General features: G+C 72.0%; 29 protein-coding genes and 1 riboswitch. Of the genes, 11 read left to right on the top strand and 18 right to left on the bottom strand.

Annotated features, from left to right (window positions below):
- Positions 1-92: 92 nt before the first annotated feature.
- The 5 genes from DEJ35_RS10730 to DEJ35_RS10710 form a co-directional block, all read right to left on the bottom strand.
- The gene (locus DEJ35_RS10730; protein WP_111192710.1) at positions 93-386 is read right to left on the bottom strand and encodes a Dabb family protein; all 294 of its coding nucleotides are present in this window, start codon (positions 384-386) and stop codon (positions 93-95) included.
- Complete coding sequence (locus DEJ35_RS10725; RefSeq protein ID WP_111192709.1) at positions 383-637, bottom strand: glutaredoxin family protein; 255 nt, start codon at positions 635-637, stop codon at positions 383-385. The genes DEJ35_RS10730 and DEJ35_RS10725 overlap by 4 nt, the downstream gene beginning before the upstream one ends.
- Before the next feature lie 87 nt (positions 638-724).
- Positions 725-823 (bottom strand): 30S ribosomal protein bS22, encoded by a 99-nt coding sequence (locus tag DEJ35_RS10720; protein ID WP_003792170.1) that lies wholly within the window; start codon positions 821-823, stop codon positions 725-727.
- A 109-nt stretch (positions 824-932) separates the two neighbouring features.
- Positions 933-1,127, bottom strand: coding sequence for a helix-turn-helix domain-containing protein (locus DEJ35_RS10715; protein WP_017888579.1), 195 nt, complete (start codon positions 1,125-1,127; stop codon positions 933-935).
- Between the two features lie 158 nt (positions 1,128-1,285).
- On the bottom strand, positions 1,286-1,801 hold the full coding sequence (locus DEJ35_RS10710; RefSeq protein ID WP_110861584.1) for a helix-turn-helix transcriptional regulator: 516 nt from the start codon (positions 1,799-1,801) through the stop codon (positions 1,286-1,288).
- A gap of 74 nt (positions 1,802-1,875) precedes the next feature.
- Between DEJ35_RS10710 and DEJ35_RS10705 the strand changes: the two genes are divergently transcribed.
- Positions 1,876-3,309 carry a TrkH family potassium uptake protein gene (locus tag DEJ35_RS10705; RefSeq protein ID WP_111192708.1) on the top strand — a complete coding sequence of 478 codons (1,434 nt, stop codon included), beginning with the start codon at positions 1,876-1,878 and terminating at the stop codon, positions 3,307-3,309.
- Complete coding sequence (locus DEJ35_RS10700) at positions 3,302-3,997, top strand: TrkA family potassium uptake protein (protein WP_216852501.1); 696 nt, start codon at positions 3,302-3,304, stop codon at positions 3,995-3,997. The genes DEJ35_RS10705 and DEJ35_RS10700 overlap by 8 nt, the downstream gene beginning before the upstream one ends.
- A gap of 69 nt (positions 3,998-4,066) precedes the next feature.
- On the opposite strand, the gene proC is transcribed toward DEJ35_RS10700, so the two are convergent.
- Positions 4,067-4,897, bottom strand: coding sequence for a pyrroline-5-carboxylate reductase (proC, locus tag DEJ35_RS10695; protein ID WP_111192707.1), 831 nt, complete (start codon positions 4,895-4,897; stop codon positions 4,067-4,069).
- Positions 4,898-4,961: 64 nt separating this feature from the next.
- Here proC and DEJ35_RS10690 point away from each other — a divergent pair, with 64 nt between their 5' ends.
- Complete coding sequence (locus DEJ35_RS10690; protein ID WP_111192706.1) at positions 4,962-5,918, top strand: cation diffusion facilitator family transporter; 957 nt, start codon at positions 4,962-4,964, stop codon at positions 5,916-5,918.
- Here the strand turns inward: DEJ35_RS10690 and DEJ35_RS10685 are convergent.
- On the bottom strand, positions 5,899-6,333 hold the full coding sequence (locus DEJ35_RS10685; protein ID WP_110861637.1) for a nucleoside deaminase: 435 nt from the start codon (positions 6,331-6,333) through the stop codon (positions 5,899-5,901). The two genes, DEJ35_RS10690 and DEJ35_RS10685, sit on opposite strands and share 20 nt — an antisense overlap.
- Positions 6,334-6,409: 76 nt before the next feature.
- Between DEJ35_RS10685 and upp the strand changes: the two genes are divergently transcribed.
- From upp to DEJ35_RS10660, 5 genes are all read left to right on the top strand, one after another.
- Positions 6,410-7,045 carry a uracil phosphoribosyltransferase gene (gene upp / locus DEJ35_RS10680; protein ID WP_110861591.1) on the top strand — a complete coding sequence of 212 codons (636 nt, stop codon included), beginning with the start codon at positions 6,410-6,412 and terminating at the stop codon, positions 7,043-7,045.
- A gap of 693 nt (positions 7,046-7,738) precedes the next feature.
- Complete coding sequence (locus DEJ35_RS10675; RefSeq protein WP_111090273.1) at positions 7,739-8,506, top strand: winged helix-turn-helix domain-containing protein; 768 nt, start codon at positions 7,739-7,741, stop codon at positions 8,504-8,506.
- A gap of 258 nt (positions 8,507-8,764) precedes the next feature.
- Entirely contained in the window at positions 8,765-9,277 is a 513-nt protein-coding gene (locus DEJ35_RS10670) for a MarR family winged helix-turn-helix transcriptional regulator (protein WP_181430073.1), read from the top strand.
- A complete protein-coding gene (locus DEJ35_RS10665; protein WP_111090271.1) occupies positions 9,274-10,623 on the top strand; it encodes a deoxyribodipyrimidine photo-lyase in 1,350 nt (449 codons plus the stop codon). The genes DEJ35_RS10670 and DEJ35_RS10665 overlap by 4 nt, the downstream gene beginning before the upstream one ends.
- Positions 10,620-12,092, top strand: coding sequence for a serine hydrolase (locus tag DEJ35_RS10660; RefSeq protein WP_111192705.1), 1,473 nt, complete (start codon positions 10,620-10,622; stop codon positions 12,090-12,092). The genes DEJ35_RS10665 and DEJ35_RS10660 overlap by 4 nt, the downstream gene beginning before the upstream one ends.
- Before the next feature lie 57 nt (positions 12,093-12,149).
- On the opposite strand, the gene DEJ35_RS10655 is transcribed toward DEJ35_RS10660, so the two are convergent.
- The gene (locus DEJ35_RS10655; RefSeq protein ID WP_181420115.1) at positions 12,150-13,121 is read right to left on the bottom strand and encodes a carbohydrate kinase family protein; all 972 of its coding nucleotides are present in this window, start codon (positions 13,119-13,121) and stop codon (positions 12,150-12,152) included.
- Positions 13,122-13,278: 157 nt separating this feature from the next.
- On the opposite strand from DEJ35_RS10655, the gene DEJ35_RS10650 reads away from it, so the two are divergent.
- A complete protein-coding gene (locus DEJ35_RS10650; protein ID WP_111192703.1) occupies positions 13,279-13,902 on the top strand; it encodes a TetR/AcrR family transcriptional regulator in 624 nt (207 codons plus the stop codon).
- Positions 13,903-14,011: 109 nt separating this feature from the next.
- On the opposite strand, the gene DEJ35_RS10645 is transcribed toward DEJ35_RS10650, so the two are convergent.
- From DEJ35_RS10645 to DEJ35_RS10625, 5 genes are all read right to left on the bottom strand, one after another.
- Positions 14,012-14,626, bottom strand: a complete 615-nt coding sequence (locus DEJ35_RS10645; RefSeq protein ID WP_027466323.1) for a superoxide dismutase — start codon at positions 14,624-14,626, stop codon at positions 14,012-14,014.
- 44 nt (positions 14,627-14,670) lie between these two features.
- Complete coding sequence (locus DEJ35_RS10640; RefSeq protein WP_027466322.1) at positions 14,671-15,180, bottom strand: flavin reductase family protein; 510 nt, start codon at positions 15,178-15,180, stop codon at positions 14,671-14,673.
- 221 nt (positions 15,181-15,401) lie between these two features.
- The gene (locus DEJ35_RS10635) at positions 15,402-16,925 is read right to left on the bottom strand and encodes an MFS transporter (protein WP_111192702.1); all 1,524 of its coding nucleotides are present in this window, start codon (positions 16,923-16,925) and stop codon (positions 15,402-15,404) included.
- A 210-nt stretch (positions 16,926-17,135) separates the two neighbouring features.
- Entirely contained in the window at positions 17,136-18,143 is a 1,008-nt protein-coding gene (locus DEJ35_RS10630) for a LacI family DNA-binding transcriptional regulator (RefSeq protein WP_111192701.1), read from the bottom strand.
- A complete protein-coding gene (locus DEJ35_RS10625) occupies positions 18,122-20,158 on the bottom strand; it encodes an aldo/keto reductase (protein ID WP_111192700.1) in 2,037 nt (678 codons plus the stop codon). Before DEJ35_RS10625 ends, DEJ35_RS10630 begins: the two co-directional genes overlap by 22 nt.
- 155 nt (positions 20,159-20,313) lie before the next feature.
- Here DEJ35_RS10625 and DEJ35_RS10620 point away from each other — a divergent pair, with 155 nt between their 5' ends.
- Both DEJ35_RS10620 and DEJ35_RS17290 read left to right on the top strand, forming a co-directional pair.
- Positions 20,314-20,862, top strand: coding sequence for a TetR/AcrR family transcriptional regulator (locus tag DEJ35_RS10620; RefSeq protein ID WP_027466318.1), 549 nt, complete (start codon positions 20,314-20,316; stop codon positions 20,860-20,862).
- A 66-nt stretch (positions 20,863-20,928) separates the two neighbouring features.
- Entirely contained in the window at positions 20,929-21,099 is a 171-nt protein-coding gene (locus tag DEJ35_RS17290; RefSeq protein WP_017888559.1) for a hypothetical protein, read from the top strand.
- A 110-nt stretch (positions 21,100-21,209) separates the two neighbouring features.
- Here DEJ35_RS17290 and ribH read toward each other — a convergent pair whose 3' ends face one another.
- From ribH to DEJ35_RS17285, 5 genes are all read right to left on the bottom strand, one after another.
- On the bottom strand, positions 21,210-21,689 hold the full coding sequence (gene ribH / locus DEJ35_RS10615) for a 6,7-dimethyl-8-ribityllumazine synthase (RefSeq protein ID WP_110861610.1): 480 nt from the start codon (positions 21,687-21,689) through the stop codon (positions 21,210-21,212).
- Complete coding sequence (gene ribB, locus DEJ35_RS10610) at positions 21,686-22,375, bottom strand: 3,4-dihydroxy-2-butanone-4-phosphate synthase (RefSeq protein WP_110861612.1); 690 nt, start codon at positions 22,373-22,375, stop codon at positions 21,686-21,688. The genes ribH and ribB overlap by 4 nt, the downstream gene beginning before the upstream one ends.
- Entirely contained in the window at positions 22,375-23,028 is a 654-nt protein-coding gene (locus tag DEJ35_RS10605; protein WP_027466316.1) for a riboflavin synthase, read from the bottom strand. Before DEJ35_RS10605 ends, ribB begins: the two co-directional genes overlap by 1 nt.
- Before the next feature lie 94 nt (positions 23,029-23,122).
- Positions 23,123-23,257, bottom strand: a riboswitch (FMN riboswitch).
- Between the two features lie 300 nt (positions 23,258-23,557).
- The gene (locus tag DEJ35_RS10600; protein WP_258378465.1) at positions 23,558-25,198 is read right to left on the bottom strand and encodes a hypothetical protein; all 1,641 of its coding nucleotides are present in this window, start codon (positions 25,196-25,198) and stop codon (positions 23,558-23,560) included.
- An 87-nt stretch (positions 25,199-25,285) separates the two neighbouring features.
- Positions 25,286-26,190: hypothetical protein (locus tag DEJ35_RS17285; protein WP_111192699.1), on the bottom strand; the 905-nt coding region annotated here is incomplete at its 5' end.

The raw sequence follows: 26,190 nt of genomic DNA, 5'->3' as shown, positions 1-26,190 counted from the left end.
GCGCACATGATGAGCAGGAATGGTCGCCTCCCGATGCGGGAGGCGACCATTCCTGCTCACGGATCGACGAGCGAGCGGACGGGAGGCCCGGCTCAGCTCTGCCAGTCGATGGCGGCCCGTGCCGTGACCAGTTCGCGGATCGCCGCCGCCGCGGCCTGGTGCTCCGGGTGCACCTGGTACGCGTCGAGCCCGGCGAGGTCGTCGAAGGTGGCGACCACCGCGACGTCGTGGTTCTTGTCCGGGTACGCGACGTTCTCGACGACCTCGAGCGAGCGGATCGACTCGACGGTGCCGACCAGACCGGTCAGGAGTTCGCGGATGCGGGCGATCGACGCGGTGCGGTCGAGGTCCGCACGCAGGGACCAGGAGACGACGTGGGAGATCATGCGCGGGCCTCGGCCTTCTCGAGCGCACGTGCGAGCCGGTCGGCGTCGACGTGCCAGTTGCTGTGGACGCGCCCGTCGATCAGCACGACCGGGATGTCCTCCGCGTACTCCTCGCGGAGGGCATCGTCGTCGAGGATCGAGCGTTCCTGCAGGGTGACCCCCGGGTGGTCGGCGACGACGCGTTCGACCACGGGTCGGGCGTCATCGCAGAGGTGGCATCCGGGCTTCGTCAGGAACGTCACTGCGGGCATGGTCCCAGCGTAGTCCGGGAACGCGAAAGCCCCGGCGAACCGGGGCTTCTCGTGCAGGTCCTCCGACCTGCGCAGACCTGTGAGGGTCTACTTCTTGTTGCGGCGCTGGTGACGCGTCTTGCGAAGGAGCTTGCGGTGCTTCTTCTTCGCCATGCGCTTACGACGCTTCTTGATGACAGAACCCATGTGGACCTCGCTCGGACTGATGCTGATGTACGGACACCGGGCCGAAGAGACCGCGGAAAATCAACCTGCCCGAGTCTACCGGCTGCCCGCTGTGATGTCGAACGCGTGCTCAGCCGACGTCCGCCACGCCACCGCGCAACACGTCGGCGACGGCCGACTCGGGGACGCGGAAGGAGCGGCCGAAGCGGATGGCGGGGAGCTCCCCGGCGTGCACCATCCGGTACACGGTCATCTTCGAGACGCGCATCATCTCGGCGACCTCAGCGACGGTGAGGAAGCGCACGTCGTCGAAACTGCCGGTCATGGTCCGCCTTCGGGGCTCGCACGCGCGCTGCGCACGGGAGTGGTGTGACCTGTGTGGTCAGTGGCAACTGTAGAGGCGCGTGCGACCCGGTGTCCAGGATCAGTCGCGCCGCGTGCGCCCGGCCTGTGCTGCGTCCTCGCCAGGCCACGTGCGCAGACTCAGTCCTCGTCGCCCCGGCGGGTGAAGCGCTTGCGGCTGCGGTCGACGACGCGCTCCCAGCCCTGCTGTGCCCCGGAGATCGCCGCGGTGGCCCGGTACGACGCCTCGGCCATCACACGGCCGAGTTCGGTGCCCACCTCGACGGTCGCCTTGCCGGCCGCGCCGTTCCGGCGGATCGACACCGGTTGGCCGTCCGGCGTCCACGCCGTGGTGGCCGGGGTGCCGTCGGCGTCGACCGCGCCCGTGAACGGCAGGACCCAGTCCTCCAGGCGCACGAGCGGCTCCGGGTCGAGCCGGTAGTAGCGGTGCTGCCCTTCTTCGCGACTGGTGACGAGACCGATGTCGCGCAGGACACGCAGGTGCTTCGACACCGTGGGCTGGCTGACCCCGAGGCGTTCGACGAGCTGGCCGACGCTGAGCTCCCCGCCGGTGACGTCCGAACCGTAGGCGGACAACAGCGTGCCGAGCAGCTCGCGCCGGGTCGGGTCCGCCACGACGGAGAAGATGTCGGCCATGGGGCAAGGCTAGCCGGGGCACCACGGATGTACCATGACGAACCGTCCCGGCCCATGTCCTCGGAGGCATACGCATGCTCGACCGAACCGAGCCGATCCCGCACCACGTGAGTGTCGGCCGACGGCGAGCGAGCCGGATCGCGACGGTGCTGCGCTCGTCGCCGTCCCGACTGGCGATCGTCGTGTTCATCGCGCTGATCTTCCTGTTCACGGTGCTCTTCATGACGCCGTGGGCCACGGCGGACCGCAGCAGCACCCACTTCGCGGACGCCCTCTTCACCGCGGCCTCGGTGGTCTGCGTCACCGGCTTGTCCACGGTCGACATGGCGACGCACTGGTCGGTGTTCGGCAAGGTCCTGGTGGTCATCGGCACGCAGATCGGCGCGGTCGGTGTGCTGACCTTCGCGTCGATCCTCGGCCTGTTCGTCACCCGGAAGCTCGGCCTGCGCGCGAAGCTCATGGCGGCGGGCGACTCGAACCCGCTCCGCACCCACCACGGCGCCGTGCCCGAGGGACAGGCCGTCCGGCTCGGCGAGGTCGGCACCCTGCTCGCGACCGTGGCGGTGAGCACGCTGTCGATCGAGATCGTCCTCGGCCTGCTGCTCCTGCCGTCGGTGCTCATCGCCGGCATCCCGTTCTGGACCGCGGTCGGCGACTCCTTCTACTACGCGGCGATGGCCTTCACGAACACCGGGTTCGCCCCGAACGCCGACGGCCTCGACCCGTTCGCCCACGACTACTGGTTCCTGTCACTCCTGATGGTCGGCGTCGTGGCCGGGTCCATCGGGTTCCCGGTGATCCGTGCCCTGACGAAGCAGCTGCGCACCCCGCGGCGCTGGCCGATCCACGTCAAGCTCACCCTGGCGACGAGCGCGGTCCTGCTCCTCGGCGGCGCGGCCGTCTACATCGCGCTCGAGGCGTCGAACCCGACGACCTTCGGCGAAGAGGGCGCCGGGCGCACCGCGTTCCAGGCGCTCTTCCTGTCGACGATGACCCGCTCGGGAGGCTTCTCGCTCGTCGACTTCGACCAGCTCAACGGCTCGAGCCTGCTCGTGACCGACATGCTCATGTTCATCGGTGGTGGATCCGCCTCGACGGCCGGCGGCATCAAGGTGACGACCCTCGCGGTGCTGTTCCTGGCCGCGGTCGCCGAGGCCCGCGGTCGCCAGAGCATGGAGGCCTTCGGTCGCCGGATCCCGAGCGACGTGCTCCGCGTCGCGGTGGCGGTCGTGCTCTGGGGCGCCACGATCGTGGCCGTCGCGACCGTGGTGCTCCTGCAGATCACCGACGACTCGCTCGACCGGGTGCTGTTCGAGGTGATCTCGGCGTTCGCGACGTGCGGCCTGTCATCCGGGGTGTCCGCGGACCTGCCGGAATCGGGCAAGTACGTGCTCGCCGCCACCATGTTCCTCGGCCGGGTCGGTACAGTGACCATCGCCGCTGCCCTGGCCGCCAGCCAGAGCCGGCAACTGTTCCGCCGTCCCGAGGAGAGGCCGATCGTTGGCTGACCGCACCCGTTCGTCGCACCAGCACGGTGCCATCAGCCACGACGCTCCCGTCCTCGTCATCGGGCTCGGTCGCTTCGGGGCCGCCACCGCCGGGCAGCTCGAACGCCAGGACCGCGAGGTGCTCGTCGTCGACACCGACGCCGGACTGGTGCAGAAGTGGTCCGACCGGGTCACCCACGCGGTGCAGGCGGACGCGACCGACATCGACGCGCTCCGGCAGATCGGCGCGCAGGACTTCGCCATCGCCGTCGTCGGCACGGGCAGCGACCTGGAGTCGAGCGTGCTCATCACGGCGAACCTGGTCGACCTCGGCGTCCCGCAGATCTGGGCGAAGGCGATCAGCCGCTCGCACGGCACGATCCTGTCCCGCATCGGCGCGAACCACGTCGTCTACCCGGAGCGCGAGGCCGGCGAGCGCACGGCGCACCTGGTCTCCGGCCGGATGCTCGACTTCATCGAGTTCGACGACGACTTCGCCGTGGTCAAGATGTTCCCGCCGCGCGCCGTCCGTGGCAAGGACCTCGCCACCACCGTGATCCGCACCCGGTTCGGCCTGACCGTGCTCGGCATCAAGCCGCCCGGCAACCCGTTCGTACCGGCGACGCCGGACAGCGTCATCGGTGAGGACGACGTCATCATCGTCTCGGGTTCCGAGACCGACCTCGAGCGCTTCGCCGCGTACGAGTAGCGACCCCCGGACGGACTGGAGGCCCGTGGCGGTGTCGCCACGGGCCTCCCGTCCGCACTGCGGCTGCGTCTACGACGCGGCGATCTCCTCGGCACGCGCGATCGCGGCACGCGACGCGCGCAGCAGCGTGTCAGCCAGGTCGGCGTCCTGCAGCACCGCCACGGCACGCTCCGTCGTGCCCTTCGGGCTCGTCACCGCACGGCGCAGGTCGGCGGGCTCGCGGCCCGACCGCTCGAGCAGCTCGACCGCGCCTCGGACGGTGCCCTGCACCATCGTCGCCGCCTGCTCGTGGGTGAACCCGAGCTCCTCGGCGGCGCGCTGCCACTGCTCGACCAGCAGGAAGACGTAGGCGGGGCCGGAACCGGACACGGCGGACAGCGCGTCGAGCTGCGACTCCGGCACCTCGATGACCTCACCCGAGGCGGTGAACACCGACGACGCCAGCGCGACGGCCCCGGCGTCGGCGGAGGTGCCCGCGCTGATGCCGGTGACGCCCTGGCCGACGCCGATCGGGGTGTTCGGCAGGGCACGGACGACGCGGACGCCGGCGGGCACCTGCGCCTCCATGCTCGCGGTGGTGGTGCCGACGGCGACGCTGACCAGGACGGCACCGGGCTCCAGGTCGTCGGCGACCTCGTCGAGCAGGTCCGCGATCATGTACGGCTTCACACCGACCACGACGAGGGCCGCACCGCGGACGGCCGCCCGGTTGGCGTCGGGGTCGGTGTCGCTCGCGGTGGCGTCGAGGCCGCGCTCCCGGTGGGCAGCAGCGGACGCCTCCGACTTCGTGGTGAGGGTCACGGTGGCCGGGTCGAGTCCCGCGGCGAGCAGGCCGTCGAGGACCGCGCCGGACATGGAGCCGACGCCGAGCAGGGCGGCGCGGGGCAGGTCGATCGTCATGCTCCCGACCCTACCGACGCGACCCGCCTAGGATCGTGTCGCAGACCACGAGAAGGGGACAGCTGTGAGCGCTTCCGGAGGCACGAAGGCGATCTTCGCCGCACTCGGTGCCAACATCGGCATCGCGATCGTGAAGTTCATCGCGGCGGCGATCAGCGGATCAGCGTCGATGCTGGCCGAGGGCGTGCACTCCCTGGCCGACTCCGCGAACCAGCTCCTGCTGCTGCTCGGTGGCCGCAGGGCCCGGCGAGCGGCGGACCAGGAGCACCCCTTCGGCTACGGGCGTGAACGCTACGTGTACGCGTTCGTCGTCTCCATCATCCTGTTCTCGGTCGGCGGTGTCTTCTCGCTCTACGAGGGCATCGAGAAGCTCGCCCACCCGCACCCGCTCGAGAACTGGTGGCTCCCCCTCGTCGTGCTCGTCATCGCCATCGGTCTCGAGGGGTTCTCGCTCCGCACCGCACTGAAGGAGGCCCGGCCGCAGAAGGGTTCGCAGAGCTGGGTGCAGTTCGTCCGCCGCGCGAAGGCCCCCGAGCTGCCCGTCGTCATGCTCGAGGACACGGCGGCCCTGCTCGGCCTGGTCTTCGCGCTGTTCGGCGTGGGCCTGACGGCGATCACCGGCAACGGGGTGTTCGACGCGATCGGCACCATGCTCATCGCGGCGCTGCTCATCGCGGTCGCTGTGGTGCTCGGCATCGAGACGAAGAGCCTGCTCGTCGGCGAGGGCGCGACCGCCGCCGACGTCGAGCGCATCAAGCAGGCGGTGCTCGACGGCCCCGAGGTCGACGCGATCATCCACCTGAAGACCCTGTACCTCGGGCCGGACGAACTGATGGTCGGCGTGAAGGTCGCCGTGGACGGGGACCGCCGGCTCGGCGACGTCGCCGCCGGCATCGACACCGTCGAACAGCGTGTCCGGAGCGCCGTGCCGATCGCCCGGGTGATCTACGTCGAACCGGACGTCCTGCGCACCGGGCCGCAGCCGCCGACCGAGGCGATCGTCATCCTCGCCGCGGACTGAAGAAGTCGTCGAGCAGCTCGGCGCACGCTGCCTCGAGCACGCCCCCGATGACCTCGGAGCGGTGCGGCAGCCGGCGGTCCCTGGCGATGTCGTAGACGCTGCCGCTGGCGCCCGCCTTCGGGTCCCACGCGCCGAACACGACCCGGGGCACCCGTGCGGCCATGACGGCGCCGGCGCACATCGGGCAGGGCTCGAGCGTCACCACGAGCGTGTGCTCCTCGAGGTGCCAGTCACCCGTCACCGCCGCTGCAGCACGCAGAGCCAGGACCTCGGCGTGGGCCGTCGGGTCCTGTCGCGCCTCGCGCTCGTTCCGGCCGGTGGCGACCACGACGCCGTCACGGTCGAGCACCACGGCGCCGACCGGGACGTCGTCGGTCTCCAGGCAGCGTCGGGCCTCGTCGAGCGCACGCTCCATCGCCGGGACGAACGGGCGGGCTGCGGGCTCCTCCACGGGACCTCCTGACGGTCGGCGGCACGCTAGGCTCGACCCTATGCGAGTCCACGTCGCCGACCACCCGCTCATCACCCACAAGCTCTCGGTGCTCCGCGACCGTACGACGCCCTCCCCCACGTTCCGTGCCCTGACCGAGGAGCTCGTCACGCTCCTCGCGTACGAGGCCACGCGGGGCGTCCGGGTCACGGCGACGCCGATCGACACGCCGGTGGCGCACACCATGGGCGTCGCGATCGCCAAGCCGCGGCCGCTCGTCGTCCCGATCCTCCGTGCCGGGCTCGGCATGCTCGAGGGCATGGTCAAGCTCGTCCCGACGGCCGAGGTCGGCTTCCTCGGCATGGCCCGCAACGAGGAGACGCTCGAGCCGCAGACCTACGCCGAGCGCCTGCCCGACGACCTGTCCGGTCGGCAGTGCTTCGTGCTCGACCCGATGCTCGCCACCGGTGGCACCCTCGCCGCCGCGATCGACTTCCTGTTCGCCCGCGGTGCGCAGGAGGTCACGTGCGTGTGCATCCTCGGTGCCCCCGAGGGGCTCGCCATGGTCGAGCAGGCCGTCGGCGACCGCAACGTCTCGATCGTCCTCGGTGCGCTCGACGAGAAGCTCGACGAGAACGGGTACATCGTCCCGGGCCTCGGCGACGCCGGCGACCGGCTCTACGGCCTGGCCGAGTAGCGACCACCCACGGACAGGAGGCGCGGTGCCGGTCGGCACCGCGCCTCCTGTCGTCCGTGCGGTCACGCCCACCGCACCGTCCGTTCCGGGCGTACCAGGTCGATTCGGGCGTACCTGCCCGTTCCGGTCGTACCCGGTCGTTCCGGGCGTACCTGGTCGATTCGGGCGTACCAGGTCGGTTCTTTCCACCCGGTACGCCCGATTCCACTTCCCATCGCGTGCGCAATGGGAAAGAACGGGCGTGGCGCTCGACGCCCGTGCGGTCGCGCCCACCGCACCGTCCGCGCGGACGGTTGACACCGCGTTGGTATACCGCAGATACTCGTCACATGACTGCAACCGTGTCCACCCGCGTCCTCTCCGAGGCGTGCTCCTCCGCAGGGGCAGTGGGGACCGTCGGCGCGATGATGCCGACCATGCCGGTCATGCGTTGTCGAATGTGTGCCTGATCGGCACCCGTTCCAGCCGGATCCCCCGCGACACCACCCCCGTCGCGAGCGAGTGATCCCCCGGGCGACGGACACCGTCGGCGACGCGCACCACGTCACGAGGTCTGTCTCCCGTTCCCCCGGGTCGGCCCCGGTCCGCAGCAGGACCGCAGGGCACATCGGCGTACCGCCGTACCCGGGATGACGCATTCGACACCGGCCGCCGCGCCACCCGCGCACCGGCCACACCGCCCGGAGAACCACCATGTCGCTCACCATCGCCCAGCCCCGCACCTCGCTCCGCACCGCACCGGCCCCGACCGACCTCGGCACCGTGACGCCGATCCGCCCGCGCCCGGCCTCCCCGGCAGCCACCGGACCGGCCGCCGTGCCGACGAGCCCCGTGGTCGCGCCGCAGCGGAACCGCGCGCTCCCCGAGGGCACCGAGGCCCGCGGCTTCGCCCTGTACGTCGGCATCGACGAAGCGAAGGCCGCCGCCGCCGGCACGACCCTGGCCGCGGTGGTCGAGCAGCTGAAGGCCCTCACCGCGCAGCTCGTCCCGTCGTCCGAGACGTACGCGGCCGTCGCCGTCGCCGCCGAGCACTCCGGTGGCCGTGACGTCGACGTCGTCCGCCTCGCCCTGCAGGACCGCTCCGCGGTGGCCGCCCGCAAGCAGGCCGAGAAGCCCGAGCCCGAGGAGACCGGTGTCGTCATCGACATCTCGCGGAAGCGCGTGACCCTCGACGGCGAAGCAGCACCCCTGACCTACAAGGAGTTCGAGCTCCTGCAGTTCCTGGTCCTCCGCGAGGGCCAGACCGTCGACCGCTCCGCGATCATCGAAGGCCTTTGGTCGGACGGCGAGGACGAGACCCCGAACGAGCGCACCATCGACGTGCACGTGCGTCGGCTCCGCTCGAAGCTCGGCGCGTTCGAGGAGATCGTCCGCACCGTGCGGGGCGTCGGCTACCGCTTCGACCGGCACGCGGACGTCGCCGTGCGGTACGCGTCGACCCCGTCGCCCGACCTCTTCTGAGCCTCATCGACTGCTCTTGGTGAACTCGCAGCGAACCGGCCACGGAGAGGCTGGCGCGCCGTTACCGCTTCGTTATACAGTCGGTGGTGCAGACGGTGTTTGCTGTGGCACCGCCTGCGGAATGTGATTGCAGGAAACTCTTGGTGCAAGGGAGAGGGCCGGTCGCCGACAGGCGGCCGGCCCTCGTGCATGTCGCCCGGCTCCTGTCCGGCTCCGTCGGTAGTGTGGTCAGACCGTACGACCGGAGGGAACGCGAACGTGAGCGAGACACGCCGCAGTGAGAAGGCGACCGCCGTCGCCGCCTGGGAAGCGCTCTTCCGCGCCCAGGTCGCCGTGATGCGGAGTCTCAACGCGGACTTCCCCGGCGACGAGATCTCCTTCAACGAGTACGACGTCTGCTTCAACCTGTCGACCCAGCCCGGACGCCGCTGCCGGATGCGCGACCTCACCGGGCACCTGCTCCTCACCCAGCCGAGCGTCAGCCGCCTGGTCGACCGACTCCTCGCCCGCGGCATCGTCGAGAAGCAGCCGGACCCCACCGACGCCCGCGGCGTGATCGTGGCGCTGACCCCGCACGGCTTCGACGTCTACCGCCAGGTCGCCGTGCAGCACGCGGCGAGCATCGCGCAGCAGGTCGGTGCGGGACTGTCCGACCCCGAACTTCGCACCCTCACCGAACTCTGCACGAAGCTCCGGCTGGCGGTCGGCACCGCACCGGGCCGGCGGTCGACGGCTCGCCCGGTGGCCGCTCCGGATACGGCGACGGTGTGACCGGCGCGATCGTCTGGCTCCGTGACGACCTGCGGCTGTCGGACAACCCCGCACTCCGTGCGGCGATCGACCACGGTGGTGCCGTCACGGTGGTGGTCGTCCTCGACGAGCAGTCCCCCGGGCTCCGTCCGATCGGTGCCGCGAGCCGCTGGTGGCTGCACCACTCCCTGAGCGCCCTCGACGCCGACCTGCGCGAGCGGGGTTCCCGGCTGGTCCTCCGGCGCGGTGCCGCGGCGACGGTCATCGACCAGCTCGTCGCCGACACCGGGGCGGAGGCCGTGTACTGGAACCGCCGGTACGGCGCCGTCGAGCGGGACATCGACGCCGGCATCAAAGCGGCCCTGCACGACCGTGGTGTCGAGGCACACAGCTTCGCGGCGAACCTGCTCTGGGAACCGTGGACCGTGCTCACCGGGCAGGGCGAGCCGTACAAGGTCTTCACCCCGTTCTGGAACGCCGTCCAGGCACTGCCCGAACCGCGCCACCCCCTGCCCGACCCCGACGACCTGCCGGCTGCGGCCGACGTCACCGGTGATGCTCTGGCCGACTGGGCACTGCTGCCGACGAAGCCCGACTGGGCCGGCGGGCTCCGTGACGCCTGGACCCCGGGTGAGCAGGGCGCCCGGCAGCAGCTCGAGCACTTCGTCGAGCACGCGCTCGAGGACTACGACCAGCGCGACGAGCCCGCGATGGAAGCCACCAGCAGCCTCTCCCCGTTCCTGCGGTGGGGCGAGATCAGCCCGTACCAGGTGTGGCACCGCCTGCACGAGCGGCTCGAGCCCGCGCAGCGCCAGAACGCCGCCGCGTTCCTCCGCCAGCTGGCCTGGCGGGAGTTCAACTGGAACGAGTACTTCCACTGCGACGACATCGCCACCGTCAACGTCCGTCGGAACTTCGACGCGTTCCCGTGGCGCGACCCGGAAGCGGCCGAGCTCGACCGCTGGCGGCAGGGTCTGACCGGCTTCGACCTGGTGGACGCGGGCATGCGCGAGCTCTGGCACAGCGGCGCCATGCACAACCGGGTGCGGCTGGCCGCCGGGAGCTTCCTCGTGAAGAACCTGCTCGTCGACTGGCGTGTCGGGGAGCAGTGGTTCTGGGACACCCTGGTCGACGCCGACCCCGCCAACAACGCGGCGAACTGGCAGTGGGTCGCGGGCTCCGGCTTCGACGCCGCCCCCTACTTCCGGGTCTTCAACCCCGACCGGCAACTCGAGCGCTTCGACCCGCACCGCGAGTATGTCCACCGCTGGGTCCCCGCGGACGAGCTCCGGCCTGAGCCGATGGTCGACCTGAAGGCGTCGCGGCAGCGGGCGCTCGACGCCTACGAACGGATGCGGCGATCGTGACCGGGGCGCACCCCGCGGTCGCCGCCGTCGTCGACCAGGTCGACGAGTTGTTCCGTGCTCGTGTCGAAGAGGGCATCGCACCGAGCAGCGTGTGGGGCGTGTTCGACCGCTCCGGGCTCGTCGCGTCCGGTGGGCACGGCGACCGCGGGGACGGCCGGCGGCCGGACGCCGACACCGTCTACCGCATCGCCTCCTGCACCAAGAGCGTCACCGCCGCGACCCTGCTGACCCTCGTCGCACGGGGTGCGCTCGACCTCGACGCGCCCATCACCGACTTCGTGCCGGCGTTCGGCGCCGTCACCCTGCCGACCCCGGACTCCCCCGTCCCCACGCTGCGGATGCTGCTGACGATGTCGGCGGGGTTCCCCACCGACGATCCCTGGGCCGACCGGCAGGAGTCGATCTCGGACGCCGAGCTGGACGAGGTCCTGCGCGGCGGCCTGCTGTTCGACTCGCTGCCCGGCACCCGCTTCGCCTACTCGAACCTCGGCTACGCGCTGCTCGGCCGGGTCGTCGCCGTCGTGACGGGGCAGCCCTTCACCGCGGCCGCCGGCGAGACCGTCCTCCGTCCCCTCAGGCTCGCCGACACGGTGTTCAGCGCCGACGAGTCCACCGGGTTCGTCGTCACCGGTGCCCGAGGCCACCAGGGTGGTTGGGAACCCCTGCCCATGACGGGCCCTGGCGCGTTCTCGTCGATCGGCGGGCTCTTCTCGACCGTCCGCGACCTGGCGCGCTGGGCGACGCACCTCGGTTCGGCGTTCTCCGCAGCGCCGGAACCCGGCCCGGTCTCCCCCGCCGACCGCCGGCTCATGCAGCAGGCGATGCGGGTCGTCCCGTCGTCCGTCGTCCCGGGTTCGGCTCGCGCGACGGCCTACGGCTTCGGACTGTTCGTCGAGCAGGACGACCGCTTCGGCGAGCTCGTCTCGCACTCCGGCGGCTACCCGGGCTTCTCCGCACACATGCGGTGGTCCATGCGCGACGGCCTCGGGGTCGTCGCGTTCGAGAACGCCACCCAGGCCAAGGTCTCAGCGGCCGCGCAGCAGGCGCACGACCTCGTGCTCGACGCGGCGCTGACGGCTCGGACACCCAGCCCATCGGAAGCCGGCACCGACGTGGCCGGAGCGACCAGCGGGGTGGCGGCGACCACCCGCGCGACGCGAGTCGCCCAGGCCGCCGTGACGCGCCTCCTGGCCGACTGGCGCGACGACCTGGCCGACGCGATCTGCACGCCGAACGTCGCCATGGACGTGCCCTACGACCGACGACGGCGCGCGGTGGCACAGGCCGTCGCGGACGTCGGCGCCGACCTCGGTGCAGCACCGGTGTCCGAGTACTCGGCGGCGCCGTCGCACCTGCGCTGGTGGCTCCCCGGCACCTGTGGGCGCCTGCGCGTCGAGATCCGGCTCGCGCCCGCCGCCGCGGGGCGTGTGCAGACCCTGAACGTCGTCGCCGAACCGTCGGAGCGCTGACCCAGCGCTGACCCGACGGAGCGCCGACCCGGGAGTGCCGACCGAGAACCCGTCGGCTCAGACCGGCGGTCGACCGCCCACGAAGCCGAGTGCCCGCGCGGCGACCCGCGTGCCCTCGCGGGCTGCCGCACCGACGCGGACCGGATCCGTCGCCCACGCACGGACGAACCCGGCGACGAACGCGTCCCCGGCCCCGATGGTGTCGACGACGGTCGCCGGTGTCGCGGGGACCCGGTGGACGCTACGGCCCCGGCGTCCGATGAGCGCGCCGTCGGCGCCGGCCGTGACGACGACCAGTGGGACGTGCTCCGTCAGCCGCCGCACCGCGGTGTCGAGGTCGTCGCCCCCGGCGAGGGCGAGCGCCTCGTGCTGGTCGGGGAAGAGCACGTCGACGCCCCGCAGGGCCTGGAGGAACCGGTCGGCGCCGATCGTCTCGATCACCGCCACCGACGAGGGGTCCACCGCCACGCGCGCCGGCCCCGTCCGGGCGCACGCCACCAGGTCGGCGAGCCGATCGGCCCCGCCGCCGAGCATGGCGGCCCCGGTCAGGTGCACGATGTCGGCGCGGGCGACCACCGACGGCGGGACGTCGGCGGCGCTGATCTTCCCGCTCGCGGCGGGGTCGGACATCGCGGTGCGACCGTGGTCGTTGCGGACCGAGACGACGACCCCGGTGGACGTCATCGCGTCGTACCGCAGGTGGGCACGGACCCCGGCGTCCTCGAGCGCGCGCTCGTGGCGGTACACGTCGTCGACCCCCACCCGGGCGACGACGTCGACCTCGGCCCCGAGCCAGCCGAGCCAGGTGGCCGTGTTGCCACCGGCGCCGGTCGGCCGGTGGCGGATCTCCGCGGCGGGGTCGTGCACCCCGATCCGGTGTGCGGTGGTGTGCACGAGGACACCGTCCAGGACGTCGCCGACGACCAGGAAGCGTTTTCCGGCGCCACGACGGCGGCCCGTGACCACCCGTCCGGCGCGGGTCCCCTCGGGCCGGGACGGCGGCGGAGCGCCCTCGTACGGCATGGACATCCGCAACAGTGTACCGGTAGCCGAGTTTTTCTCCGTTTCTATCGGTGAAAACGGAGGGTTCGCGGAGAGATCACACACGACGGCCCATGGTGCCACTGATATACCGGCTGCTAGTATGTGGGCGGTCGCGCGACCACGCCCCGACGACGGAGATGCCATGCCCAGGAAGCCCGACCCCACCCGCAAACCCGCGATCCTCGAGAAGGTCGTCGACCACTTCGTCGAGACCAAGATCGAGGACGTCACGGTCCGGGGCCTCGGCCGCGTGCTCGGGACGAGCGCCTACCCGGTCGTCTACCACTTCGGCTCGCGCGAAGCCCTGATCGACTCCGTCGTCGAACACCTGGCGGCCTCACGGCCGGTGGCGACGCTCGACCCCGGCGCCGACGCCGACGCCCTCGCCGATCACCTGGTCGCGGCCTTCGGCGGGCTCGATGATCCGCACCGCGCGTTGGCCGCGCGACTCACCTTCGAACTCGGGTCGGTCGAGTCCCTCGACGGGCGCGACCGCCAGCGCCGCGCGCACCGCTGCCACCTGGCGGCCATCCGGGCGTGGTGCCGGGCGCACGGCGCCGACCCCGTCCTCGCCGAACGCGCGGCCCAGAACACGGTGATGGCCGCCCGCGGAGCCCAGTGGAGCGCGCTCGTCGACCGCGCGCACACCGAGGCCGACGCCGCACTGCGTCGCATCGCCCACGACCTCGCTTCGAGCACGACCGACCCCGACCGCGCGCTGAGCGCGAACGCGAGCGCGACCGAGGACCGGTCGCGAACCCGGTGACGGCGTGCGGTCCGGAACGGCACCCGGACCACGAACGGGAGGCACGGTGCCAGCCGGCACCGTGCCTCCCGTTCGTCAGGTGGTCACCGTGGTGACCCGCCGACGCTGATCAGAGCGTGACGAACCGCTGCGACTTCGCGTTCTCGAAACGAGCGGCGACGTTCTCCCAGTCGACGATGTTCCAGACGGCCTTGACGTAGTCCGCCTTGACGTTCAGGTAGTCGAGGTAGAAGGCGTGCTCCCACATGTCGAGCATGAAGATCGGGACGAGACCGAACGGGATGTTGCCCTGCTGGTCGAAGAGCTGGAACGTGGTGAGCTTCTGGCCCACGGTGTCCCAGGCCAGCACGGACCAGCCGGAGCCCTGGATGCCGTTCGCGACGGCGGCGAACTGCGCCTGGAACTTCTCGAACGAACCGAAGAACTCGTCGATCGCCGCGGCGAGCTCGCCCTCGGGGACCTTCGTGTCCGGGCCGAGGTTGGTCCAGAAGATCGAGTGGTTCACGTGGCCACCGAGGTGGAACGCGAGGTCCTTCTCGAGCTTGTTGATCGCACCGAAGTTGCCGGACTCGCGGGCCTCACCGAGCTGCTGCAGCGCGGTGTTGGCACCGGTCACGTAGGCCTGGTGGTGCTTGTCGTGGTGCAGCTGCATGATCTTGCCGCTGATGTGCGGCTCGAGCGCGGCGTAGTCGTACGGCAGTTCCGGCAGGGTGTACTCAGCCATGTGAGGTCCTTTCGATCAGTGGGTTGTGGACGCGGCTCCGCGGCTCACGAGAGCCGGGAACGATCGGTGAGGGAGTGGAATTCCCGGTTGTGGTAGACCAGCGGCTCGCCGCGATCGGCGCCGACGATGATGTCGAGCACCTCGGCCACGACGACGGTCGAGCTGCCGATGGGCGTCGTCGACAGCGGTCGGCAGCGGAGTGCACTCGCCGCACTCGGCAGGTAGCGGTCGCCGGACGGCAGGGTGCCCCAGATCGGGTCATCGGCGGCCGGGCTGCCGGTCGAGGCGAAGCGCTTGGCGAGTGCGACCCCGAGGGAGTCGACCAGGTGCACGACGAACAGCGGCGCACCGAGCACGACCCCGGCCGAGCCGGAGTTCGTGGAGAGCGAGAAGACCAGCACGGGCGGGTCGACGGCCACGCTCGCGACGCTCGAGGCGGTGAGGCCGGTCGGTCCGTCCGGGCCTTCGGCCGTGATGACGGCGACGCCGGCAGGGTGCCCGCGGAAGGCGGACTTGTACGCGTCGGCGATGGTTGCCGGTGCTTCGTCGGGCATGGTGATCGTGGTCGTTCCTTCGGGAGGGGCTGCCGTCACTCGGCGGCTGCCACCCAACGTATGACCTGAACCCTGGTTGAGGTCAACGATTCACAGGTTCGGGCGCGGCGGGCGCGCCGTGGCGGCACTTCGTGAGCAGGAATGGTCGGGTCACGCACGGCGACCCGACCATGCCTGCTCACGAAGCGCAGCTCGCGCCCGCAGTGCGCCCGCTGAACCGCTCAGCGGCGCTTGAGCATGACGAGCGCACCCGCGGCCGCCACCACCATGAGCACCGCGGCGACGCCCGCCGTGATCGTCACGCCGGAGTCGAAGGCCGCCCGTGCGGACTCGAGCAGCACCTGCCCGGCGCTGCCGCCGAGCTGCCCCGCCGCGGCGACCGCGCCGCCGAGGGTCTCCTGCGCCGCGACGTGCGCGGCCGAGGACAACCCGTCGGGCACCACGACGTGCGCCCGGTAGGTCGTCGCCAGGATCGTCCCGAGCACCGCGGTACCGAGCACGGCGCCGATCTCGTACGCCGTCTCCGACATCGCCGACGCCGCACCCGCCTTGTCCGCCGGAGCCGTCGAGATGATGAGGTCGTTCGTCACGGTCTCGGACGCCCCGATCCCGATGCCGAGCAGCACGAACGCGAACGCCAGCGCGGCGATGGAGGCGTGGTGTCCGAGGACCGCGACCAGGGCGTACGCCGCCGCCGAGAACAGCAGCGCGACCGACACGACCCAGCGCGGAGCGACACGCGCCACGATCGGCACGACCGCGAGCCCGGCGACGATGGTCAGGACCGACCCCGGGATGAGCACGACGCCGGACGCGAACGGGTCGAGTCCGGCCACGAGCTGCAGGTGCTGGGCGATGAAGAACAGGAATCCGGTGAGCGAGAACATCGCCGCCAGGTTCATCAGCACGCTGCCCGTGAAGGCCGTGCTGCGGAACAGCCGCAGGTCGAGCATCGGCGTGCGGGACCGCAGCTGCCGACGGACGAACGCGATGCCGCACACGACACCGACCGCGAGCATGGCGATCGCGAGGCCGCGCTCCTCGGGGTGCACGACCGACTTGATGGCCCAGGCGATCGGTGCGAGGGCGCCGAGGGACAGGAACATGCTCGGCAGGTCGACCGGCCCGGGCATCGGGTCGCGGGACTCCGGCACGCAGAACGGCACACCGACGAGCATGAGCACGAGGATCGGCACCGCGACGAGGAACACGCTGCCCCAGTGGAAGTGTGCGAGCAGCGCGCCGCCGACGAGCGGGCCGAGCGCGTTGCCGGCCGCGAACATCGTCGACCAGACGGCGAGCGCCATCCGCCGCTCCCCCGCGTCCACGAACACGTTGCGGATGATCGAGAGCGTGGCGGGCATGAGCATCGCGCCGAACACGCCCATCGCGATCCGGGCCGCGACGAGCATCCAGGCGTCGGTCGCGAAGGCCGCGGCCACCGAGAACAGGGCGAAGCCGGTCGCGCCGATCACCAGGATCCGCCGTCGGCCGATGCGGTCACCGATGCTGCCCATCACGACGAGCAGGCCGGCGAGCACCAGCGGGTACGCGTCCACGATCCAGAGCTGCGTGATGGCGTCCGGGTTCAGCGCGCGGCTGATCGACGGCAGCGCGAAGCTCAGGATGGTGTTGTCGACCGAGATGAGCAGGACCGGCAGCATGAGCACGGCGAGCGCCAGGAACCGTCGGGCGCGGCTCCCGGTGACGCGGGTGGCGACGGGACTGGTGAGCAGTGCGGACACGGCGGACTCCTGGGACTTCGAGCCGGACCAGGTCGACGGCGGGTGGTACGTGGGGCAGACGAGACGGGACGCGGGATGGACACGCGCCCCGTCAGGACTCCGTTAGTGTACCGTCCGGACGGTTTTGGTTGCAAATGCAACTGATGGCCGGGAGGCCCGTGTCGATCCCGCCACGGGCCTTGCGTCGGTCCACTGGTCGCGTTGTCGGGCCTACGCCGATTCGCGGAGCAGCAACCGGTGTCGCACCGTGCGCTCGACGGCTGCGCCCGAGCGCGGCAGCTCGCCCGCCAGCATGCCGAGCGCCAGGTCGAGGGCCTGGCCGGCGACCTCGTCGAGGTCGACGGCCAGCGTGGTGAGCGTCGGCGCGACGAGCGTCCCGAGCGGCAGGCCGTCGACGCCGACCACGCGGACGTCACCGGGGACGTCGACGCCGGCACGACGGCAGGCCGACAGCACGCCGAGGGCCAGCACGTCGTTGAACGCCAGGACCGCGTCCACCCGGCGGTGCTCGGCGAGGATCCGCTCGGTCTGTCCGGCGCCGGCCTCGGCGGTGGGCGCGGACGCGATGACGAGGTCTGGCAGGTACCCGCGACGCCGGAGTGCCGCGACCATGTGCGCCCCGCGCTGGCTCGGCACACCGTTGGCGGCGGCGTCGAGCACGACGGGGTGCTTCACCCCGACGTCGACGAGGTGGTCGGCGAGGTCCTCGATCGCGGCGGTCGGGTCGATCCGGACCGCGGCGCGGGTCACCGGCCCCGAGGGGTCGAGCTCGACGACCGGGACCGAGCCGAGCCGTTCGATCCACTCCGGCGCTCGGGACCCGAGGTAGCCGATCACGACGTCGGTCTGGGCGCCGAGGGACTCGACCATCCGGTCCGAGTCGCTCGCGAGCCCGACGTCGGCGAGCATGACGTTCCACCCGCGGGCGGCGGCCAGGCCGAGCACCGCGGATGCGAGTGCCGGTGCGTAGGGGTTCCGCAGGTCGTTGACGACGAGCCCGAGCTGGTGGTCGCCACCCGTGACGAGCCCGCGGCCGAACCGTGACGGACGGTAGTCGAGCGCAGCCGCGGCCTGGAGCACGCGGTCCTTGGTCGCCGCGCTGATGCCGGACATGCCGTTCATCGCGCGGGTGACGGTCTGCCGGGACACCCCGGCGGCCGCGGCGACGTCGATGATCGTCGCGCGGCCGCCCGGGGTCAGGCGCGGAGGTCCAGCCATGCCACCTGTTCCGGGGAGAGGTCGACGGAGAGGCCGGTCATGGACGACCGGGCCTCCGCGATCGTACGGGGTCCGAAGAGCGGGAACGTCGGGAACGGCTGGTTGAGCACGTACGCCAGCGCGATCGCCGTCGCGGGGACGCCGAACTGCTCGCCGAGTTCGCGCGCACGCCGGAGCCGCTCGAAGTTGTCGTCCGAGTAGTAGCAGCGGACGAGTTCGGCGTCGCTGGTGTCCTCGGGCGTCGCGCGGCCGGTGAAGAACCCGCGGGCCTGCGACGACCACGGCAGCAGCGGGACCTGGCGTTCCTCGAGCCAGGCCTTCGATGCCGCATCGGTCGCGTGTTCGCAGCCGTCCCACGGCACGTCGTACGCCTCGGCGAGACCGAAGTGGTTGCTGAGCACCTCGAACCCGTGCTTGCCGTTGGCCCGTGCGTAGGCGTTCGCCTCGTCGAACCGTGCGGGGGTCCAGTTCGAGCCGCCGTACACGCGGATGCGCCCGGCTCGGCGGTGCTCGTCGAGCACGTCGACGAACTCCCCCACCGGGATGTCGGGGTTGTCGCGGTGCATCATGTAGATGTCCGCGTAGTCGGTGCCCTGGCGCTCGAGGCTCTCGAGCAGCTGTCGGGTGATCGACTCCGGGTCACAGTACGGGGTGTGGGCGCCCTTCGTGATGACGACCACGTCCTCGCGGATCCCCCGGTTCTGGATCCACCTGCCGAGCCGGCCCTCGAGCACACCGCCGCCGTAGATGTACCCGGTGTCGAACACGTTGCCGCCCTGCTCGACGAACAGGTCGAAGATCGCGCTGGCGTGGGCCAGGTCGGGCTGGTTGTCGACACCCATCACCAGGCGGGACATCCGCTTGCCGACGCCCGGCACCTCGACGAAGCGCATCGGGTTGCCGTCCTGCACGGTGAGCGGTCGGCCGGACACCGTCGGGATGTCGGCGGTCTCGGCCTCGAAGGGGTAGCGCAGGCCGATCGCCGCGCGCCACCTGTCGAGCGTGCGGGCGGTGGCGAGGGTCTCGTCGATGGTCATCTGCGCCGCTTCGACCCCGCCGGCACGCAGGGCGTCGGTGGTGGCGTCGGCTTCTCGGGCGTAGGGGTGCTCACCCGCGAACGACAGCGAGCGAGGGGGTTCGTCGACGGTGTGGATCTCGATGGTGGGGTCGTCGCCGAGGGTCCACGGGTCGGTGAGCGCGATGCGACCGCGCGAGCCGTACACCGACACGGCGTTGTCGTCCTGCACGAAGACGCCGGTCCGGACCGTCGCCGTGATCCCGCCCTTGTAGGCGAGCTGCGCGACCGTCCACTCGTCGACCCCGGTCGGCCCGAGCGTGCCCGTGGCGGTGAGGTCCACCGGTTCGGCGACGGCGACCCCGGTGGCGGCCTGCACGATCGCCGCAGCCATCGTCACCGGGTACCCGCCGACGTCGAGGATCCCGCCGCCGGCGGTGTCGACGTCGAACAGGCGACCGGTGCGCTCGCCCGTCCGGAAGGCGAACGAGGCGTCGACGTGGGTCACGTCGCCGATCACGCCGTCACGGACCAGGTCGAGCAGCGCCGCGGTCTGCGGGTGGAAGCGGTACATGAACGCCTCGACGAGCGGCAGGCCGGACCGGCGTGCGGCGTCGGTGAGCGCCATCGCGGTGCCGTGGTTCACGGCGAGGGGCTTCTCGCAGAGGACTGCCTTGCCGGCTTCGAGTGCGGCGAGCACGAGTCGGGCGTGCCCGGTGTGCACGGTCGACACGTAGACGGCGTCCACCCGCGGGTCGGCGAGGACCTCGTCGTAGGTACCGGCGGTCACGTCGGCGAACCCGAACCCGGCGGCCTCGTCGGCGAAGACCTGCGCCCGCTCGGCGGACGAACTGCCGGCCGCGACCAGGACGCCCCCGCTGGCGGGCAGCTGCGAGAGGAAGCGTCGGGCGATGCCGCCGGGGCCGAGGACGGCCCACCCGGGGCGGTCGGTGGTGGTCGAGCTCGGGGTGGTGGCGGTGTTCGCCGTCTGCGCTGACATGCGGATCCTTGTCGTCTCGTGAACCTTCACGGTCGGCTCGACGCTAGCCGGTGCGGGAGGGATGAGCAATGGTCCTGCGGCGGTTCGTGAGCGTTCACGGCGACCACGGAGGAGCTGGCGTCCGCGCCCCCCGGAACTGCTCCTAGACTCTCGGCATGGCCAGTGCCCGCGACCGTGTCCTCGACAGCTTCGTCGCCATCGTGTGCGAGGAAGGCGAGCGTCCCGCCACGCTCGACGCCGTCGCCGCGCGCGCCGGTGTCTCGAAGGGCGGCCTGCTCTACCACTTCGGCTCCAAGGCCGCCCTGGTCGAGGGGCTCTGCGAACGGCTGTCGGACCTGTCCGCGATCGACGTCGAGCGCATGCAGGAGGCCGAGGACGGCGCCGCGCGCTACTTCGTCCGCAACTGCCTGTTCGTCGGCAGCGAGCTGGACCTCGCCCTGCTCGCCGCGAGCCGCCTGCAGCAGGCCGGCTACGAAGAGGCCGGACGCACCCTCGACGACACCGAGAACGCCTGGCTCGCGACCCTCGTCGACGCCCTCGGTGACGAGCCGACCGCGCAGGCCGTCAAGCTCCTCGGCGACGGGCTGTACCACCAGGCCTCACTCGGTGCCGCGAGCGAGGTGCGACCGAAGCGGGGCAGCGTCGACATGGAGACCCTGCTCACCGTCGTCGACCGTCTGATCGCGACGCGACCGGGAGCGTGAACCGGCACACGCCCGGCTGGGGATAGACTGGGGAACGATCCACTCGTCGACACCCGGAGGTATCCCGTGGGCCGCGTCATCGCCGCTGTTTTCTCGATCCTGCTGCTGCTGGTGTCGATGTACCTGTTCGGGTTCGCCTTCCAGGTCGAGTCGGGCCAGGCCTTCGTCTTCATGGCCGGCGTGCTCCTGATGAGCCTCTCCTTCTTCCTGCCGATCCACGTGTTCGGCAAGCGTTAGGCAGCAAGCACAGCTGCTGGCCAGCGAGCACAGCCGCTCGCCCGTCCGCGCAGACAGAACGGCCCCGCACCTCACCGGTGCGGGGCCGTTCTGCGTGGGGCGTCCGGGGCTCAGACCAGGACGCGCAGGGACCGCAGCGTCACCGCGGTGCTGATCGCCGCGTGCGCGGCCTCGGCGCCCTTGTCCTCCTTGGAGTCGGGCAGCCCGGCGCGGTCGAGCCCCTGCTGCTCGTCGTCCAGCGTGAGCACACCGAACCCGACGGGTTTGCCGGTGTCGATCGCGACCTGCGTCAGGCCACTCGTCGCCGCGCCCGACACGTACTCGAAGTGCGGGGTGCCGCCGCGGATGATGACGCCGAGCGCGACCACCGCGTCGAAACCGGCCTCGAGCGCGGTCTTCGCGACCACGGGGAGCTCGAAGCTGCCGGGGACGGGGATCACGTCGGCCGTCGCACCGAGCCGCTCGACCTCACGCTCCGCCCCGGCCAGCAGGCCCGCGGCGATGGTGTCGTGCCACTGTCCGGCGATGATGGCCACCCGGATCCCGGTGCCGTCGACCTGGTCGCGGTCCGCCGCGCCTGCTCCGCTCATCGTGTCGTTCCTTCCGTGGGCGCTGCGGTCGCTGCCGCCGCCCGGTCTGCCGCGTCCAGCCACTCGGCGAGCGCGGCGATGGTGATGACGGGCACGCCCTCGCGTGCCCCGAGTGCGACGAGCGCCGGCAGCCGCATCATGCTGCCGTCCTCGTCGACGATCTCGCAGATCGCCGCAGCGGGCCGGAGACCGGCCGCGGTGACGAGCTCGATCGCTGCTTCGGTGTGCCCGGCGCGCTCGCGGACCCCGCCCGGTCGTGCCCGCAGGGGCACCACGTGTCCGGGTCGGTGCAGGTCGTCACGCACCGAGGTCGGGTCGGCGAGGACCCGCAGCGTGCGGGCGCGGTCGTGGGCGCTGATGCCCGTGGTCACGCCGACGGCCGCGTCGACCGTGACCGTGTAGGCCGTGCCGCGGACGTCCTCGTTGTGCGCCACCATCGGCGGCAGGTCGAGGGCGTCGGCGATCTCGGTGCTGACCGGCGCGCAGATGAACCCCGACGAGTGCGCGACGGTCCAGGCGATCCACTCCGGCGAGGCGAGCTCGGCGGACAGGATGACGTCGCCCTCGTTCTCACGGTCCTCGTCGTCGACGACGATCACGGGGCGGCCGGCCGCGACCGACGCGACCGCGGTCTCGATGCTCGACAACCCGAGTGCCTGCGGGACGGCACCGACCTCGGCGACCATCACCGGGCCTCCGATCCGACTGTCTCGAGCGACTGCGCCGCGGCGTCGAGCCGCAGCATGCGGCGGACGTGCCGTGCCAGGACGTCGGTCTCGACGTTGACCCGGTCACCCGGCACGCGGAGTCCCAGCGTCGTCGCCTCGAGCGTCTCGGGGATCAGGCTCACCTCGAACCAGGCCGCGTCGGGCGCGGTGCCCTCTGGCGAGACCGCGCTGACCGTGAGCGACACGCCGTCGAGCGCGATCGAGCCCTTGTCGACCACGAGGGGGCTGAGCGCCGGCGCGAGCGAGAACCGCACGCGCCGCCAGCCGTCACCGTCGGCCGTCTCGAGCACGGTGGCGGTGCCGTCGATGTGGCCCTGCACGATGTGCCCGCCGAGGCGGTCGCCCACCGAGGCGGCACGTTCGAGGTTCAGGCGGTCCCCCACCCGGAGCGCGCCGTGGGCGCTCATGTCGAGGGTCTGCTTCATGACGAAGGCGGTGAAGGTCTCGGGGGTCTGCTCGACGACGGTCAGGCAGACACCGCTCGTCGCGATCGAGTCGCCGTGCCGGGCGTCCTGCACGACGACGGGGCCGTGGACGGTGAGCGCGACGGAGTCGCCCTGCTGCTCGACGGCGGTGACGGTGCCGAGTTCCTCGATGATGCCGGTGAACACTGGTGTCCTCTCAACGGGACTCCGGGGGCGTTCGACGATCGTCGGCATCGACGGACGGGTCGCACACCACGGGTCGTGGGGTCGTCCTGTCCGCCCAGCGCGCCTCCCATCCGGACTTTCACCGTCGGTCCCGGAATCCCACCGGGTCAACCTCTGTCGGGTTCGCACCCGTCATCAGTTCGTGGACTGTCACCACCGGCTCGGAATTACACCGACCCCGGAGCGCTTGCGTAGTCGGAACGATACCCCAGGCCGCTGACGGCTGCGTCGTTCTGCTCCCCCGTCCGTCACGGGGCGTCGCACCATCGCCGCTTTGCGCGCATCAGGTGCGCCGGCATGTTCCGACAGAGCACTCGTCGATCGACTGGTGTCCTGTCGAACCATGCACGCACATCCGATGCGTGGGCATCTTCCGACGAAGCACGCGTCGATCGACCCGCGTTCCGTCGCGACATGCACACGCGTGCTTTCCCGGGCGGCGTGACGACGAGGGGCGCCGCGGGTGCGGCGTCCCTCGTCGACCTGTCGGTCAGTGCCGGCGACGGAGCACGAGCGTGCCCGTTCCGGCGAGGAGCAGCAGGAGCGCGAACCCGACGGGCAGGACCGGCGAGCCGGCTCCCGTGTACGCGAGCTCCGGCTGGCCGTCACCGGCCGCGGCGGCGGCCGCGACGGTCCCGGTGCTCGTCCGGACCCCGTTGGTGGCAGCGGTCGTGGTGGTCACCACACCCGCCGTGGAGGCCCGGGTCGGCTCGACGACGCCGACCACGTCCACCGGGGTGGTCGCCGTGCCGGGCGTGGTGCCGGTGCCGGTGCCCGTCCCGTCGGTGGGGACGGTACCGGGCTCCGTGCCGGGGTCCGTGCCCGGGTCGGTGCCCGGGTCCGTACCGGGGTCGGTACCGCTGCCCGTGCCCGGGGTGGTGCTGGTGCCGTCACCGACGATGCCGATCCCGTTGCCGCCGATGGTGATCGGCAGGTTGATCACCGGGGTGACCTGGGTGCCGGAGAGCAGGCCGCCGTCGCCGGAGGTCGAACCGCCGGTCGTCGGGGTCGTGGTGCCGGTGGCCGGAGCCGTCGTGCCGCCGGTGCTCGTCCCGTCACCGAGGACGCCGATGCCGTTGCCACCGATCGTCACCGGGACGTCCACGACCGGGGACACCTGCGTGCCCGAGGCTGTGCCGTCCGAACCCGAGGTCGAACCACCGGCCGCCGGAGCAGTACCGGTACCCGTGCCCGCGGCGGGCGCCGTGCCCGTCGCGCTCCCGTCACCGAGGACGCCGATGCCGTTGCCACCGATCGTGACCGGGATCGAGACCACCGGGGACACCTGCGTGCCCGAGGCCGTGCCGTCCGAACCCGAGGTCGAACCACCGGCCGCCGGAGCAGTACCGGTACCCGTGCCCGCGGCGGGCGCCGTGCCCGTCGCGGTCCCGTCACCGAGGACGCCGATCCCGTTGCCACCGATCGTGACCGGGACGTCGACCAGACCGGTCACCTGGGTGCCGGAGAGCAGTCCGTCGGTGCCCGAGGTGGTGGGCGCCGAGGGGGCTTCGGCAGCCGGCGCCGGGGTCGTCGCCGCCGGGGCGGTCGACGTCGAGGTGCCGTCACCGAGGACGCCGATGCCGTTGCCGGACACCGTCACGGGGACGGTCACGGTCGGGGCGACCTGGGTGCCGGAACCGGTGCCGTCCTCGCCCGAGGTGCTCGGAGCGGGAACCGCAGGAGCGGCAGGCGCCGGAGCCGGAGCCGGAGCAGCAGGCGCCGGAGCCGGAGCTGCAGGCGTCGGAGCTGCCGCGGGTACGGCGGCCGAGACCGCGTCACCGGCGACGGCCACCGCGTTGCCGCCGACCGTCACCGGTGCCGCGACGTCCGGCACGACCTGGGTGCCCGAGAGCGTGCCGTCCTCACCCGAGGTGCTGGGGGCAGGAGCGGTCGTGGCCGGAGCCGGAGCGGCGGGCGTGGACCCGGTCGCCTTCGACACTGCGTCACCGAGCACGGCGACGGCGTTGCCGCCGAGGGACACCGGGGCGTCCACGGAAGGGGCCACCTGGGTGCCCGAGACGGTGCCTTCGGCACCGGATGTCGTGGCTGCGTTCGCCGCAGCCGTGCCGCCGAGCGTGAGCCCGCCGACGAAGAGGGCGAACCAGAGCCCTCTGGAGACGTACTTGTTCATGGTCGTACTCCCTGATCGAGATCGTCACCGACCGCGGACGCAGCCGGGATGTGTGCGTGCCTGCCGTGGCGGACAGGCGCACCGATCTCAGTCAGGGGCGACGTCGTGCTCGCCGACGACGGATGCGGGGACCGCGTCGTCGGAGAGCGTGCCGCGAGACCCCGCGGCGAGGGAGACGATGTCGTCGGTCGAGCCGACGATGCCGACGGCTGCTGCGCCGCCGGAGGCCGAGGAGGCGCTGCCACCGAGCACGCCGGCGTCAGCTCCGTCGAACGGGAGCCCGTGGCCCTCGCCGTCCGCGGGGACGAGCAGCGCGTGCCCGCCGAGGGTCGCGTTCTGCGCCTCGACGGCTGCGACGAACGGGCCGACCGTGGCCGTCGTCGCGGCCGCGGCGATCGTCGCCGACGGGCGGAGCCCGGCTGAGCGGTGGCCGACGGCATCGGCGGCGACGGCGCGTGCGGGCGCCGAGGCCCCCTGCGTGGGGACGGTTCCGGGCCGGACGGGTGCGTTCGCGACCGGTACCGACGGGACTGGCCCGGCGGACGGGTTCGAGCCGCCGCCCACCGGGAGCGCGGGGACGTCGACGACGGGGCTCGTGCCTCCTGGCAGGGTGCCGCCGACGGAGGGGACGACGCCCTCGATCACGTCGGGGACGGTGCCCACGGTCGTGCCGACCGAGCCGAGCGTGTCGTCGACCAGGCCCGTGACCGGGCCGGTGACGGTGCCGAGGGTGTCGTCGCCGAGGACCGTGCCGACCACCGGGACGCTGCCGACCACGTCGTCGACGGTGTCGACGACCGCGGTCACGGGGCGCGCGTCGGTGACGCGTTCCACGGTGCCGGTGACGGGGCGCAGGACGTTCGCGACGGTGTCGGTGACCGGCCGGGAGGCGCTGGTCACCTGGTCGACGACCTGTCGCACCGGGCGCGTGGCCGGGCCGGCCGCGGGGGCGGTCGTGGAGGGCTCGACAGCAGGGGTGGACGCGACCGGAG

Origin of the sequence: Curtobacterium sp. MCPF17_051, from assembly GCF_003234595.1 — a bacterium.
Classification (GTDB): domain Bacteria; phylum Actinomycetota; class Actinomycetes; order Actinomycetales; family Microbacteriaceae; genus Curtobacterium; species Curtobacterium flaccumfaciens.
The sequence above is the reverse complement of the archived record's forward strand: the minus strand, read 5'-3'. Positions and strand labels throughout refer to the sequence as shown.